Annotated in this window: 12 protein-coding genes; 8 read left to right on the top strand and 4 right to left on the bottom strand. The window is 40.3% G+C overall.

Annotation, left to right across the window (positions count from 1 at the left end; genetic code table 11):
* The first annotated feature begins 567 nt into the window (after positions 1-567).
* The 5 genes from BT151_RS01905 to BT151_RS01880 all read left to right on the top strand — a co-directional run bounded on the left by BT151_RS01905 (position 568) and on the right by BT151_RS01880 (position 5249).
* Positions 568-921 carry a single-stranded DNA-binding protein gene (locus BT151_RS01905; protein ID WP_072400068.1) on the top strand — a complete coding sequence of 118 codons (354 nt, stop codon included), beginning with the start codon at positions 568-570 and terminating at the stop codon, positions 919-921.
* Between the two features lie 76 nt (positions 922-997).
* Positions 998-1378: a DUF6876 family protein gene (locus tag BT151_RS01900; RefSeq protein WP_072400066.1), complete on the top strand. Its 381-nt coding sequence runs from the start codon at positions 998-1000 to the stop codon at positions 1376-1378.
* A 679-nt stretch (positions 1379-2057) separates the two neighbouring features.
* The gene (locus BT151_RS01890) at positions 2058-2648 is read left to right on the top strand and encodes a BfmA/BtgA family mobilization protein (RefSeq protein WP_072400062.1); all 591 of its coding nucleotides are present in this window, start codon (positions 2058-2060) and stop codon (positions 2646-2648) included.
* Positions 2639-3658, top strand: a complete 1020-nt coding sequence (mobB, locus tag BT151_RS01885) for a MobB family relaxase (RefSeq protein ID WP_072400060.1) — start codon at positions 2639-2641, stop codon at positions 3656-3658. Before BT151_RS01890 ends, mobB begins: the two co-directional genes overlap by 10 nt.
* A gap of 10 nt (positions 3659-3668) precedes the next feature.
* Positions 3669-5249, top strand: coding sequence for a type IV secretory system conjugative DNA transfer family protein (locus tag BT151_RS01880; protein WP_143144238.1), 1581 nt, complete (start codon positions 3669-3671; stop codon positions 5247-5249).
* An 87-nt stretch (positions 5250-5336) separates the two neighbouring features.
* On the opposite strand, the gene BT151_RS01875 is transcribed toward BT151_RS01880, so the two are convergent.
* Positions 5337-6074: an SOS response-associated peptidase gene (locus tag BT151_RS01875; RefSeq protein ID WP_072400058.1), complete on the bottom strand. Its 738-nt coding sequence runs from the start codon at positions 6072-6074 to the stop codon at positions 5337-5339.
* 56 nt (positions 6075-6130) lie between these two features.
* On the opposite strand from BT151_RS01875, the gene BT151_RS01870 reads away from it, so the two are divergent.
* The gene (locus tag BT151_RS01870) at positions 6131-6313 is read left to right on the top strand and encodes a hypothetical protein (protein WP_072400056.1); all 183 of its coding nucleotides are present in this window, start codon (positions 6131-6133) and stop codon (positions 6311-6313) included.
* Positions 6314-6332: 19 nt separating this feature from the next.
* On the opposite strand, the gene BT151_RS01865 is transcribed toward BT151_RS01870, so the two are convergent.
* Positions 6333-9287 (bottom strand): DNA polymerase III subunit alpha, encoded by a 2955-nt coding sequence (locus BT151_RS01865; RefSeq protein WP_072400054.1) that lies wholly within the window; start codon positions 9285-9287, stop codon positions 6333-6335.
* Entirely contained in the window at positions 9287-10501 is a 1215-nt protein-coding gene (gene dinB / locus BT151_RS01860; protein ID WP_072400052.1) for a DNA polymerase IV, read from the bottom strand. The genes BT151_RS01865 and dinB overlap by 1 nt, the downstream gene beginning before the upstream one ends.
* A gap of 52 nt (positions 10502-10553) precedes the next feature.
* On the opposite strand from dinB, the gene BT151_RS01855 reads away from it, so the two are divergent.
* Positions 10554-11324, top strand: coding sequence for an XRE family transcriptional regulator (locus tag BT151_RS01855; RefSeq protein ID WP_072400050.1), 771 nt, complete (start codon positions 10554-10556; stop codon positions 11322-11324).
* A 379-nt stretch (positions 11325-11703) separates the two neighbouring features.
* Positions 11704-13206, top strand: a complete 1503-nt coding sequence (locus BT151_RS01850) for a metallophosphoesterase family protein (RefSeq protein WP_072400048.1) — start codon at positions 11704-11706, stop codon at positions 13204-13206.
* 98 nt (positions 13207-13304) lie between these two features.
* On the opposite strand, the gene BT151_RS01845 is transcribed toward BT151_RS01850, so the two are convergent.
* The gene (locus BT151_RS01845; protein ID WP_072400046.1) at positions 13305-14768 is read right to left on the bottom strand and encodes a type I restriction-modification system subunit M; all 1464 of its coding nucleotides are present in this window, start codon (positions 14766-14768) and stop codon (positions 13305-13307) included.

Here is a 14768-nt window from a genome sequence, read left to right as displayed (position 1 = left end):
AAATGTCTTGGACCTAATCATCACTTTTGACTTTCCATGTCGTTAACCCTTTCCGCTTTTCTGAAAATGTAAACCTGTCCTGAGCGCAGTCTAAGGGCTGCATTCCAAGTAAAAAGTGCGGATCAAGTCCGCCAAATAATGGTTATCTATTGACATTTTGTTCCGCTTCCAATGATTCTGTATTTCCCAAGGCATTTAGGTCCACATCCCGGGCCAACACCGCCATCCCTTTTTTTGACAGCAAAATAACAACATTCAGGATTGAAGACAGCATAACCAGGCTCCCTTCGTCCACGCTCAGGGTAAACTCGCTCGCACTTTTTATATGTTCATACAACCCTGAATATTGAAAGCCACCAAGCAACAAAAAAAGGTAACAGCGTCGGCTCTATGGGAAGTAAATCTAAAATGGAACTTATGGAATCTTACAAAATCAACAAAAAGGAAGCGCAACAAAAGCTAAAAAAACAAAAGCAGGAAAACGCTCTGGATATAATAAGTAAATCAATAACAAAGCCTTTCTGAAGAGTTCGGACAGGTCAATATTAATCCTTAAATTTTTTAATTATGAGTACTCTAAGAAACAAAGTACAGTTGATTGGCAACGTGGGAAACGTGCCAGAAATCACAAACCTTGAAAGTGGCAAGAAAGTCGCTAAATTTTCAATCGCCACCAATGAATCTTATAAGGATTCCAAGGGAGAAAAAGTTCAGAATACCCAATGGCACAATATTGTGGCATGGGGAAAGATTGCCGAAATCGTGGAAAGATTCGTGGGCAAGGGAAAGGAAGTGGCACTTGAGGGCAAATTGACTTCACGCGCCTATGAAACCGCAGCAGGAGAAAAAAGATACGTTACCGAAGTGGTCGTGGATGACATCTTGCTATTGGGAACTAAAGGTGAGGATAACGCTTCCTAATGATTTAAGAAAAATAGAGGGTGTTCCCTTTTAACTCAACACCCTCTTTTCACTTTTAAACTTAATGTAAATAAAAATGAAGAATAAAGTTAACAAAATAAAAGTTGAACTGCAATATTTTTGTGGCACGGAGATGTTCTATAAAATGCCCTTGATTGGTACCCGGTTTACCGATGGACTGAAATACCTTGCCCATGAAGCGGAATGTTTTTGGCTGATTACGGATGCCTCGGTCATTGCAAAGAGCCTATCCAATAGAAGCCATTTCATAACCATCGATTTCAAGCGGCTTTCCAAAAAACAACAATTTGAAAAGCAATGCGAAGCCATCATTAGCTATGGCGATGGAAATGGCAATATCTTTGAGACCCATAGGTATAACGTCACCGATTTTCCCTTGGATGAATTGCGGTTGTTCTTTGTGAATGGTACCCTCATGCTCCCAAGTGAGTATTAATTTTTTTGGTCATGGTATATCACAATTACACAAACCTCGATGCAGAAACCCAAGAGCGCCTGTTGGAAACCTCCAAAAAGGACGTGGAGCAACACTGTGGGAACGACCTCAAAGCCTATGCCATTGAAAACCACTTGGACTATAATGCCCTTTTGGAAGAAGAGGCAATTAGGCACCTGTACAGCTATCAGTACGTATTCAATATCTAGATGGATGAAGTAAAATCCTGTGATGGACAAAAGGCTTTTGAATTTCTCGGAAGCCTTTTTTATGTTACCCCAGTACATGCATAAACAAGTCCTGGGATGTACCATCTGACGTCCCATAGGTCGGTTTTTGGTATAATCGTGGGCTTTACTTCAAAATGGTGGTATTTGGAAACAAATGGCGTTTTTAGGGTTGCCCCAAATTGGATACCTTTAAAATAGTGGGAACACCTTAAAAGGTAACGACCCAAGAGCTATGTGAAGGGATCGGATGGTTTGGAATTTTGTCACGCCAGAGCGTGACGAAATGGAGAAGCAAGAGGGTAGCGTGCTCACGCAGCGCTTCATTTTTAATTTGCTTCGCAAGGTCCCTGTTTATAGGGTTCTTGAGAGTTGGTTGAAAACAAGGAAGCAGGTGGTTTACAGTAAAACCCTTTGAATACCCCATAAACAGGTGATTATTTACAGTAAAAATGGAAGATGCCTACCAAAAATATCGATTTTCAGCCATTAGCATTAAAAAGGATGTGGCACATCGCTTTCGGGAGTTTTCCAAGGAAGTTTCCAGTTCCCATACGGTAACCTTGACAACGATGCTCGACTTTTTTGAAGTGCACCAAATGTCCCCATTGGATTCCATCGATGGGAGCCTGGGTGCCATTGAAATGAGGATCAAAAAAAGGATTGGCCAAGCCATTGCCATCATTAGGGACATAGAGAAAAGCCAGACCCTACCAACCGTAGCCATGCTTCAATCCCTGTTCGAGCAACAGTTTGAAGTGGAAAATGATAATGGGTTCCTGGATGACGAACTTGAATTCACTGAGACCAAGTTTGAGGGCCTAGAGAGAGGGGAGCCATGGGCCGAAGAAACGACCGTACCCAAAATAAGATATGACCGTCTGGAGGAAAAAATGGATGGGCTCATAGCGGATTTTAACCATGTGCTCTATAATGTGAAAGAAGTCAAGAGCCCTTTTGGTAAGACCTATCTAAAGCTGGAGCTGTTGCCCGAGGAAATAGCAAAATATAAACGAAATATCAAAAATGTGAAATGTATATAGCCATCAGTAAACAACAACAAGGTGACAATTTTAACGGTAGTGTGCGGGATTTTGTAAACTATCTCGATAAGGAAAACGAGGCCAAGCATCCTGATCTCCAGGAGTCCTTTTTTGACCAGTACCATGATCACATCAGTACCGAAGAAGTCATAGCCCAAATAGATGCCAATACGGCCAAGCTCAATAAGAAAGACTCCAAGTTCTATTCCATGGTGGTCAGTCCATCCCAAGGTGAATTGAAGGCCATCAAGAATGATCCCGATAAACTTCGGCAATACGTTAGGGCCCTTATGGCGGATTATGCCGCGTCGTTCCATAGAAACAAAAGGATAGAGGTGGATGCTATAAAATACTATGCCATCATTGAAAAGGAAAGAACCTTTAAAGGTACCGATAAGGAAATACGGGAGAACCAACCGTATGCCACCAAAATATTGAAACTTAAAAAGGACCTACGGGCCATTGAGAATGGGGCATCCAAAGGGCCTATAAAACACCTTGAAAAGGAGATAGAACGGTTGGAAAGGGAGGCGCCGCATAAAATAAACGGGAAACGCATCGTACGGGGCATGAATAAGGAAGGGATGCAAAACCATGTCCATATCATCGTTAGCCATAAAGATGCCAGCAATACATCAAAACTTTCCCCTTTATCCCAGCATAAGGGGGCAGAGACCATTTTAAATGGGAAGACAATAAAACAGGGCTTTAATAGGGATGCCTTTTTTAGGGCAGCAGAGAAGACCTTCGATACCACCTTTGGATATAAACGGAACTTTGTCGAAACCTACCAGGCAAGAAATGTATTGGATAAGGACCCTAAACGTTTTCTGGCCATGTTGGCAGGGCTGCCCACATCGGAAAAACAAGCGGCATTTAAATTGTTGTTTAAGGCTGGTGTCAAGCTGCCAACCATGCCCACCAATAAGGTGCAATTGGCCTATAAAGCCCTCATGAAACTCAAAAGGGGCGTGGAATCCGCCATAAGCTCAGGCTCCATAGGCGTTTAAACAAAGTACCATGATACACTTACAAGTTCTCATTCCGTCCTTGATCCTGGGGGGCCTTGTGTCCTGTACGGTCAACAAATATGTTCGTAACGGGGATTTTATGGTCGTTATGTGCCTCGTTTTGGTATCCGTCATGGTCGCGTTGAAGATGGAATTTCAAGTGTTTTTGAAAACATTGCTACAGATGGTGTTGCCATGGCAATGTATAAACCTGGCCTGTTCTGCCTATGGTGGGTACCATGAAGGCCAGAGCATCCGAAAGGAATACAAAGTGATTTTGAAAACCCGTGGGTCCAATCTGGTCCTGGAAAATATTAGAAGGGGCATCTCGGTCATTGCGGCTGCCGGAAGTGGCAAAACAGAAAGTATTATCTACAGCTTGATGAAACATTTTAAAGAACATAAGTTCTGCGGTGTTATTCATGACTATAAGAATTTCGAGATCACTGAAATGGCATATCCCCTATACCTAAACAGTGGGAACAATTTCTATCTGGTTTCTTTTGACCCGATATATGACAGGGTCAATCCCATTGCCCCAAAATATTTACCTGACGAAGAGAGCGTCTATGAAGTTTCAAGAGTGCTTTTGGAAAACCTCATGGAGACCAAGGAATCTGATGACAACAGTACCTCGCGCTTTTTTAAAGATGCCGTGGAAGGGCTTATCAGTGGATTGATCTGGCGTCTAAAGACGGATTATAAGGACTATTGCACCATACCGCACCTCATAGCACTTTATCAGCAGCTCGGGACCAAAGGGCTCCTTAAATTCCTAAAAGCGGATTTGACCTCCAGGGCCATGGCGGATGCCTTTATCAGTGGTGTGGGGTCCGAACGGCAAACGGCCGGTGTGAAAAGCACCTTGTCCAATGCCTTTAAAAAGATCAGCACCAAAAAGATATTCATGGTGCTGTCTTCAGATGATGTTCCACTGGATATCAACAATCCGGAAAACCCGGCCGTTATCTGTGTGGTCAACAACCCCAAAAAGGATGCCTCGTTATCACCGATCATTGCCACCATTTTGCATACCATCACCAAACAGATGAGTGAACGAAAAAGGTTGCCCTCATTCATACTGTTGGAGGAGGCACCTACCATCAGGCTCCTGCACATGCACCGCATCCCAGCTACCCTTCGAAGCTATGATATCGCCACGGTGTACGTGATGCAGGATAAAATCCAGAACGATATGCTGTACGGGGAAAAGGCCAGTAGGGCCATACTCAGCAATCTGTCCTATCAGTTCTTTGGGAAGGTGAACGATCCGGATACCGCCAAATACTATGAACGTTTCTTCGAAATTGTTAAGGATCCGACCAAAAGTATCAGTAAAGCGACGGGGCTGACCTGGGAGGCCCGAATTACCAAAGGGGAAAGAGAGGTTCCCAAGCGACGGGCAGAAATCTTTTTTAAGCTGAAGCAAGGGGAATTTGTCGTGTTTGCGGATGGCAAGGACAGAAAGGTCAGGTTCGAGCGCCCCGAGATTCCAAAGGGGCTTCCGAAACCACCAAGGGCCTATACGGAAAAGGATTTACAGTTAAACTTTAACAGGATCTATAATGAGGTGAAGTCCATGTTTACATAGGAGGGTATGGTGAAACCATGGCAAATTTTTGGAATTAAAGCCAAGTTGTCTCCATGAACAAGCGGATGCTTACAAACGGCGATCTGCTCAAATGAACCCTTGCAATTCAGTGTAGCTTACTTTTTCAACAATGGTTTGAACATTGCTGTCCACTTTGGGGCTGAACAGATCCTTGCTGACCGTATGGGCTTCCAACTTATTCTCGGGATAATCCATATGGATAAGTTCCTTAATGTCCTCTTGTTTGAGCTCAGGGTCTAACCAATTTTGTGTCAGTGCTGCATCCAGAATAACGGGCTGTCGTTTTTTGAGATTATGTATTTTTTCAAAAAGGGGTGAAGCTGCCTTTGTGAGGATTGTGAAGGTGATGTAGGTATCGATAACCGTGTAAATACCGGCCAGTGCCAACGGCTGTTTTTCCTTGGCTTGGATAAAAAAGGGGTACTTTTTTTTGTTGTGGTCATGGGGCTCAAAGAAGCCGGTTACCGGGATGGTACATCTTCTGGTCATGGCCGATTCCCGGTACAAATAATGTTGAAAGAGCTTCTCGGATTGGGCATTCAATCCACCACCGTACTTAATGGCTTCTTTATAATATGCCTTGATGTCCTTGCTGCTCTTATTGGAGGGCACTAGGCCCCAAACACCTGGTGCGAGGACCTCTTTTCTCTCTTGGGGGATTACCAACATGTTCGGGTGTGCAAAGCCGTTCAAATGATAATTGGGTTTATCAAAAATCGGACGGACACTTTCCGTATTCAGGGTTACCTTAAAATGTTCTTCAAGCTTTTTTGTTTTATGGGTCGTACTGGTATGGAAACACATAAAGTAAATTTAATAAATTATTCTTATCTTTTTATCCACATTTAAATCAAGTATTTATGAAGTTAGTTGATTTAAAAGACAACATACCAAAATTTCATAGAATTTATTTTGTCTGTATAAGACAGGCGTTTGGTTTTAAAACCAGGGAGGCTTATGCGGAATGGTCAGACAATGGATTTATTTTAGTGGATACCGTTCTTTTTAACGATGAATATATTTTTGGCTTTTATTTGGAGTAAATCTAGGGTGATCCCAATATCAACTTCTGGGATCTGGTTTTAAGGACATTTTTTTTGTCCATTGGATATCCAAACTACAAAAACCAAACTCTTCAGTAACCTTTCCATGGCATGCATAAACCCCTAAACCATGTATGGGGTACTTATCAACAACTTTTGGGAAATGTACCGAATCAAAATAGTGTCCATCTTTATCTATAAATGTACAAAACCTGATTAGTTTTCCATTTGAGGCTTTATGGAACCTGGTGTTTACCAATGCACCATAAAGCAACACACTTTGATTGATGTGCCTATTTAATTCACTAGCTTTTATGCTTTTTTGACAGGCTTCATCCATGAGGTCAAAGTAGCCACAGAGTGGAAAACCAAGCAATTCTATTTGGTCATAGGCTTCTTCAACAAACGTAGTCGTCAAAGATGGTAAATTGAATTTACGATGGTTGGTTTTGAATAAACGGGCTTGTGATATAACTTGTTTGTTGGCGTTTAACTTAAAAATGGATTCCCATAACAACGCCGTTTTTGATTGATGGGTAAATCTAAACGCATCAATCCGTATCAGGATCGTGATTTGTTCAACACTAATCGATACACGGTCTATAAAATCATCTAATGACTTATACGGGCCGTTAAAATTTCTTTCTGTCAGGAATCTTTTGATGGTCAGTGATTCCAGGCTTTTTAAATATCCAAAGCCTAGGTATATGGCCTTGCCTTTTATGATGTTTTCAAACTGGCTGGTATTAATGCATGGCGGATGTATCGTTCCCCCACACATTTTGGCCTCATGGATGTAATGCTCAGTGCTGTAAAAACCACCACCATTATTTAATACGGCGACCATAAATTCCAAAGGGAAATAGCATTTAAGATATAAACTTTGGTAACTCTCCACGGCGTATGATGCGGAATGCCCTTTTGCAAAAGCATAGCCAGCAAAACTTTTTATTTGGTGCCATACTTCTAAAGTTAAAGCTTCTGGATACCCTTTTTCATGACAGTTTTTAATGAATTTCTGTTCTACTTGAGCAAACTCAGTTCTTGACCTGAATTTACCGCTCATCCCTCGGCGCAATACATCTGCCTCCCCTAAGTTCAGTCCAGCAAACTCATGGGCCACCTTTAAAACATCCTCCTGGTATACCATAATGCCATAAGTCTCAGGCATGATCTTTAATAAGATGGGGTTGGCTTCCCGACGCCTTTCCGGATACCGTTGCCTGATGATAAATTCCTTTTTCATTCCAGAACTTGAAACACCAGGTCTAATAATGGAACTCGCTGCAACCAGCCCTAAATAATCTTGTGTCTGAAGTTTTTGCATGAGCCCACGCATGGCAGGGGATTCAACATAATAAGCGCCAATTGCTTTGCCCCTTTTTAAAAGGGCATTGATCTTTGGGTCCTTTTTAAAGGTCTCAACTTGGGTAATATCAATGGGGGGCAGTTCCGGTCTATTGTATTTAACAATTTCAATCGCCTCCTTAATTTTAGCAAGCCCCCGTTGGCCTAAAATGTCAAACTTAAAAATCCCTACATCCTCTGCAATAATCATATCAAATTGAATGGTCGGAAAGCCTTTTGGTGGTAGATCGGTAGCTGAGTAGAAATGGATGGGCCTATCTAAAATCAATACACCGCAAGCGTGTACGCTCAAATGGTTTGGAAAGCCCTTAATGAGCTGTCCATACTTTAAAACCAAATTTGACATCGCATCTAAATTTTCAATGTCATACATACCATCACTCAACTTGTCTATTTCTTCTTTTGGCAATCCAAATACTTTTCCCAATTCCCGTACGACACCTCGATATTTGAAAGTATTATAGGTTGCCAACAATGCCACATTCTTGAACCGATCAAAAATATACCGTGTGATATCCTCTCTGTCTTTCCAAGAGAAATCAATATCAAAATCAGGCGGGGATGCCCTGAATGGATTGATAAAGCGCTCAAAGTATAAATCCAACTCTATTGGGTCAACATCAGTGATGCCGATTATATATGCCACGATGCTATTGGCACCGCTGCCACGCCCAACATGTACATATCCCATACGTTTTGAATAGGATATAATATCATGGTTAATTAGAAAGTAAGACACAAAACTCATGTTCTTTATAGTGTTTAGCTCTGTTTGTAAACGAGCTTTTACCTTTTCTGTGGGATGGGAATAGCGTTTGTGCAAATTATCCTGACATAAGGTTTCCAAGAGCTCATAATCTGCTTCTGGTGAGTCCAAATACACCTTTTGATTTTGTGATATCCTATCCTTGCCAAAACTAAAATCAATGGAACAGGTATTTAAGATCTGTTCCGTATTGGTAATGATATGCGGAAATTCACTAAATGCCGTTTTTATGGCTTCAAGAGACAACATAATATCCGTTAATTTGCATTCTTCTGATTTTTGAAGTTTGCTTAGCAGGGTATTGTTGTCAATGGCCCTCAATAGGCGGTGCGCATTGAAGTCCTTTTTGTTGCGAATGGTTACTTGTTGCTGTATGACCAATTTATTGGTATAGGAGGTGTAGATGGAGAAAGGAAGTTTCCTTAATTCCTCAATGGAAACCCCAATGAACTCATGGTCCCTGAACTGTTTTTTTTCGTTTTGCAAAACCTTTTCAAAAGGATATATAATAAATACATCATTGAAATTTGGGGCATTGTCGGGAATGCTTTTTTTGTTATGGGAATGCTCAGATAAAAAGGCATTTAATTCCTGAAACCCATGGTTGTTTTTTGCGATACCCACAAATTGTTGTGATACCCCATTCCTAAAATCGATACCGATGACGGGCTTGATGTCATATGCCTTGGATTTGCGGATAAAGTTCAAACAGGCAGAGGTATTGTTTATATCTGTTAAGACAACGGTTTCTATGTGGTTGCTTTTAGCCAATTCAAGGAGCTCAACCTCCGAAAAAGTTCCAAAGCGCAACGAATAATAGGTATGGCAATTGAGGTACATTATTGTTTTCTATGGGCTAATAAAATAGGGGGCTCACCATTGAAGGGGTTTTGGAACCTTCCAATAGTTCTTGCACCCATGGAAGCTGCTTTTTGAATGCTTAACTCCCCATAGCGATTCCGTATCGTATCCATGGCGTTGTAGAGGCTTAACATCGCTGCTGTGTCATCGAATAGATTAATTTGATAATTACCGGAAACTAAGTCACTGAACTTGACGCCGACTAAGCGGATCAATAAACGACGCTGGTACAAAGTATCGAACAACTCCAAAATTCTGGGGATCAAAACATGGTCCGCACTGGTATATGGGATTTTGAGCTGCTTCGAATACGTATTAAAATCTGAGTATCTGATTTTTACACTGATACAGGAGGCTAATTTATCCCCTCTTCGCAATTGAAATGCTAGGTTTTCAGCCATGGCAAAAATGGTTGTCCGTAATTTTACAATGTCCGTGGTGTCCTTTGAAAAGGTGCGCTCCGTTGAAATGGATTTGCGCTCGTGAAATGGGATGAGCGGTGGATTATCGATACCATTGGCACGTTTCCAAATGGTTCTTCCATTTGCACCTAGTACACTGGTCATCATTTCCAAAGGCATTTGCTGTACCATTCCCACTTTGTCTATCCCCAGGTTTCTTAAAATCTGATAGGTTTTATCACCAACGGAAGGTATTTTTCTAATAGATAAGGGGGCCAAAAAAGGTTTTTCAAAACCAGGGTCTATGCGCAATTGGTTATTGGGTTTGGCTTCTCCCGTAGCCACTTTCGAGACAATTTTATTGCTTGATAGACCAAATGAAATGGGTAAACCTGTTTCCTTTATGATGATAGCCCGCATTTCAGAGGCATATTTATAGCTCCCAAAGAACTTGTCCATGCCACTTAAATCAGCATAAAACTCATCCACGCTTGCTTTTTCAAAAACAGGCACTTTTTCTTTGATGATTTCTGTTACTTGGTGCGAGAATTTTGTGTAAATGGATGCATTGCCCCGAATGACTACGGCCTCGGGACACAAGCGTTTTGCCAATCGCATGGGCATCCCTGAATGTACTCCAAAACGACGGGTTTCATAACTGCAAGCGGCCACGACGCCCCGGTCTCCAGTGCCACCAACGAGTAGGGGCCTTTTTTGTAAGCGGCTATCTATCAACCGTTCACAGGATACAAAGAAGGTGTCTAAATCCAAATGCAAAATTTGTTTTTCCATGCTTCAAAATTAGCTACATATTTTAGTAATTATTGCTTATATTTGTAGCAATATGAAAATTATAGCAAAAAACATAAAACATTTAAGAACTCTAAAAAAGCTCTCACAGGAAGTGTTGGCAGAGGAGTTGAAGATTACACGCTCAAGGATCGGTTCTTATGAGGAAAACCGTTCGGCCCCCACCATTGAGGTGTTGATAAAGCTATCGGATTTTTTTAAGATACCCATTGATATATTGTTGCGAAATGATCTGACTAAATCCAAGGATTCCTCATTTATTGAAATTGGAAACCAACGGGTATTGTTTCCGATAACAGTCGATTCAGAAAATGAGAACTTGATTGAAGTGGTGCCCGTTAAAGCATCCGCAGGTTATTTGGCAGGTTATGATGACCCTGAATATATTGAGCAATTACAGAAAATTAAATTGCCTTTTTTGCCCACTGGTAAGCATCGTGCCTTTCCCATTAAAGGGGATTCCATGCTGCCCATGAAAGATGGTGCCTTTATCGTTGGTCGTTTTGTGGAAGATAGAAGTGAGATAAAAACTGGAAGAACCTATGTTTTGGTGACTTTAAATGATGGGATGGTATACAAACGTGTCATGAACAATATTGATTTTAATGGGTCCTTATTGTTGATGTCGGACAACAAAAAGTACCATGATTATAGTGTTCCCATTAATGAGGTCCTTGAAATATGGGAATTTACATGTAGTATCAATACACAGGAATACAGCGAAGAAGAACTTAAGTTGAGCAGTATCATTGATATGTTTAATGAGTTGGGTGTTGAATTGAAGGCTTTGGAAAAATTGGTATAAATGGATAACTATAAACACAACGACCCCAGATTTGACTGGTTCTATAACAAAACATCCGTTATTATCATCAAAATAGCCCTAGGGATATTAGCGATTTGTGCCCTTCTTAAAGCATTTGGACTTATTGAATAAAAGAAGTTTTAGAAATGATCTATAGCATTGTTGATGTTGAAACATGGGACGATTGTATAGTTATTATGAAGCTACCTATGATGTCCTTTATAGCAACTGATGCATCAAGTTTTGAGTACCGGTAAAAATACCTTTAGAAGGTGTGTTTCCAAGCACTGACCATTATACCTTTATAAAATACGTATATGTACGTATTTTTTTGTAAGAATATTTTTCTGACCTTGAGTAACTTAAAAACACTAAAACCATGAAGGTATACCAATTTAGTCCACAGGAGCTTGACACCCTTAGTGACATCAATGCCAAATTTGACGAAGCCAAGACTGAACAAACACAGGGTTTAGCTGAAAATAATGTGGACGATTATTGGCGGTATTTGCAATCCTGTGAAACCTATTATACCCAAAAAACATTTACAACACTGGGTTATACGCATGATATGGAAAACATGTTATCGCTATATATTATTAATGACCTTATAGATCAGGGCTATTTAACAAAAGCGATTAGGGATTTTGGTTTGCCCAAAAGTAAGATTACAACAACTGATATTGAGGAGGGAATCTTGGATGGTTATGTCGCCGAGGATGGTACGTTATATGTGCTCTCTAAGTTTTGCCAGCTGGACCCCATGTGGTCTGCAGTACTCGTGTATTATGCCTTTTATAAATTATTCCCTAAAAAAGTACACCATTTTACAACAGAACCTTCAAAAAAGGAAGCGAGCAATCCTAAAACAAAGCAGCCAAAAACAAAGGATACCATTACGATAGCCGTTCTTGGTGATTGGGGAACCGGGGTATGGAAGGATGGCCATCAGGAAAAATGTCCTGCTGAATTGGTGATCGATGGCATTGCCAGTTTAAATCCAGATTATGTCATCCATCTGGGCGATGTCTACTATGCAGGGACTTCCAAAGAAGAGCGCAAGCACCTCTTAGGGCTTCTTAAAGGAAAGCTAACTGGGGAACTCTATACGATGAACAGCAACCATGAAATGTATGATGGGGCCAATGGATTGTACGATATCGCTTTAAAATCTGATGATTTTGCTGCACAAGGCGGAAGAACGTATTTCTCTATTGACCTTGGAGATTGGATATTGGTAGGTTTGGACTCTGCCTATTTTGATGACAGCTTTTTATATATGAACGGGTCTTTGTACAAAAACAAAGTAAAGAATGAACAGATTGAATTTCTTAAGGGTATAGCTGCACAAAACAAATCCATATTGTTAATGACACATCATAATGGTATTGGTATTAAAGACCATAAGTTTAATTTGAACAATAAACTTTGGAACCAGGTTACCGAAGCTTTAGGGACCACTAATAAAAACGGAACACTAACACCCCATTTACCCGATGTTTGGTATTGGGGGCATGTGCATAATGGGCTCGTTTATAATACTGAGGCCTTAAAATCGGTGTCCGGGTTGACCATTCCAAATACCGCCCAAGGTAAGACACCCTTGTTCCGATGCTCAGGACATGCCTCCATGCCTTTTGGTAATGGTACGGGGTTTTTTACGGAAGATCCCATAACAAAAAAACAGACCATGAGAAAGGAACTGGATTACTATGCCCATACACCCATGACTCCAGGTAAACATAAACTGACCGATGCCCAAGAAAAACGGGTGCTCAATGGGTTTTCGATGTTGGAAATCTCTAAAGCAAATACACTGACCGAAACCTTTTATGAAGTAGCTAATACCTATGTGGAACCTAAAGTGGTTTGGAGGAGTTAGATAAGACCTTTTGTTTTATGATATTTAAAAAAGATTTATATGGCTTCAAGAGATATTGAAATGTCAAATAGTTTTGTTTTTTTATACACCGGACATGACTAATCCTTGAGTTTTAATGTTATATTTTTAAAACTTTCCAAGGCCCCATCAATATTCTCAATTATCTCATTAGCCAAATCGTTCGGATCAGGTAAATTGTCTAAATCTACTATACTGTCATTTCGTAGCCAAAAAATATCTAAGCTCGTTTTATCACGATTTAGAAGTTCTTTTAGTGAATATTTTCGCCAACGACCTTCTGGGTTTTCTTCTGACCAGGTTTCTTTCCTTTTAGTAAGATTACCAGAATGATATAAGCCCATAAACTCTTTTAAATCTGTAGACTTTAGAGGATTCTTCTTTGGAGTATGGCTGATGTTAGTTCTATAGTCATAATACCAAATTTCTTTAGTAGTAGTTGATTTTACTGACTCTTGAGGTTTGTCAAAAAAAAGAACATTTGCTTTTACTCCTTGGGCATAAAAAATTCCCGTTGGAAGTCGCAAAATCGTATGCAGATTAGTTTCTTCCAAAAGTCTTTTTCTGATGGCTTCTCCGGCTCCCCCTTCAAATAGTACATTATCAGGAAGAACCACTGCTGCACGACCATCCTCGTTCAACATTGCGACAATATGTTGTAAAAATGCTAGTTGTTTATTGCTAGTTGTTACCCAGAAATCTTTTCTAAGAAAATATCCATCTTTTTTAGACTGCTCAAAATCAATCGTTGGAATATCACTACTACTCACTCCAAATGGAGGATTCGCCAATACGATCGACACCTTTTCATTTTCTTCAACTTCTCCATTAATTCCACGTTTTAGACTGTCTGTAACTTGTATGTCAGGAGTTTCTTTTAGGTCACCTACACCATGTAGAAAGAGATTCATTAAACATAAACGAGCCGTAGATTTCTCAATTTCCCATCCATGGAATGCTTTGAATTTTAGAAAATTAGCTTCTTCCGTTGATAATTGCTTTTCGTTCAAATGATTCAAGGCGCCAAGAAAGAATCCACCAGTACCACAGGAAGGATCGGCAATGGTTTCCATGGGTTTTGGGTCTATACAGGTTATCATCGCAGAAATAACAGACCTAGGAGTAAAGTACTGACCCGCACCACTGTTTTCAGCATTTTTCTGAAGAAGTGATTCGTAGATTTCTCCTTTGATATCTACGTCCTGATTTGTCCAATCTTCACCATCAATTAGCTTAATTAATCTTTTTAATTTAACTGAATCATGAATTTTATTCTGTGCACCGGCAAAAATTTTACTTAACATTCCACCAGCATTAGATAAGGTTTTTAGAAGATTTTCATAATCTTCTATGATCTGAGTGCTCTTTAAAATTGTTTTCCAATCGCATCCGTTAGGTAAGTTATATTGGCTATTATTTTCATCCGCCATTTTAAGGAATAACAAAAAAGTCAATTGCTCTAAATAGTCTCCGTATCCAAGTCCGTCATCTCTAAGCGTATCACAGAATGACCATATTTTTGCGACTAAGTTATTTGTTGCCAT

Source organism: Flaviramulus basaltis (assembly GCF_900114265.1).
Lineage (GTDB): Bacteria > Bacteroidota > Bacteroidia > Flavobacteriales > Flavobacteriaceae > Flaviramulus > Flaviramulus basaltis.
Note: the sequence above shows the minus strand (reverse complement) of the source record. Positions and strands in the feature narration are given on the sequence as shown.

Bases quoted from the DNA above. Each gene is read 5' to 3' on its own strand.
- dinB (WP_072400052.1), bottom strand. From the start codon at position 10,501: ATGGAAAAACAAATTTTGCATTTGGATTTAGACACCTTCTTTGTATCC.
- BT151_RS01880 (WP_143144238.1), top strand. From the start codon at position 3,669: ATGATACACTTACAAGTTCTCATTCCGTCCTTGATCCTGGGGGGCCTT.
- BT151_RS01870 (WP_072400056.1), top strand. From the start codon at position 6,131: ATGAAGTTAGTTGATTTAAAAGACAACATACCAAAATTTCATAGAATT.
- BT151_RS01850 (WP_072400048.1), top strand. From the start codon at position 11,704: ATGAAGGTATACCAATTTAGTCCACAGGAGCTTGACACCCTTAGTGAC.
- BT151_RS01865 (WP_072400054.1), bottom strand. From the start codon at position 9,287: ATGTACCTCAATTGCCATACCTATTATTCGTTGCGCTTTGGAACTTTT.
- BT151_RS01845 (WP_072400046.1), bottom strand. From the start codon at position 14,768: ATGGCAACAAATAACTTAGTCGCAAAAATATGGTCATTCTGTGATACG.
- BT151_RS01890 (WP_072400062.1), top strand. From the start codon at position 2,058: ATGGAAGATGCCTACCAAAAATATCGATTTTCAGCCATTAGCATTAAA.
- mobB (WP_072400060.1), top strand. From the start codon at position 2,639: ATGTATATAGCCATCAGTAAACAACAACAAGGTGACAATTTTAACGGT.
- BT151_RS01875 (WP_072400058.1), bottom strand. From the start codon at position 6,074: ATGTGTTTCCATACCAGTACGACCCATAAAACAAAAAAGCTTGAAGAA.
- BT151_RS01905 (WP_072400068.1), top strand. From the start codon at position 568: ATGAGTACTCTAAGAAACAAAGTACAGTTGATTGGCAACGTGGGAAAC.
- BT151_RS01855 (WP_072400050.1), top strand. From the start codon at position 10,554: ATGAAAATTATAGCAAAAAACATAAAACATTTAAGAACTCTAAAAAAG.
- BT151_RS01900 (WP_072400066.1), top strand. From the start codon at position 998: ATGAAGAATAAAGTTAACAAAATAAAAGTTGAACTGCAATATTTTTGT.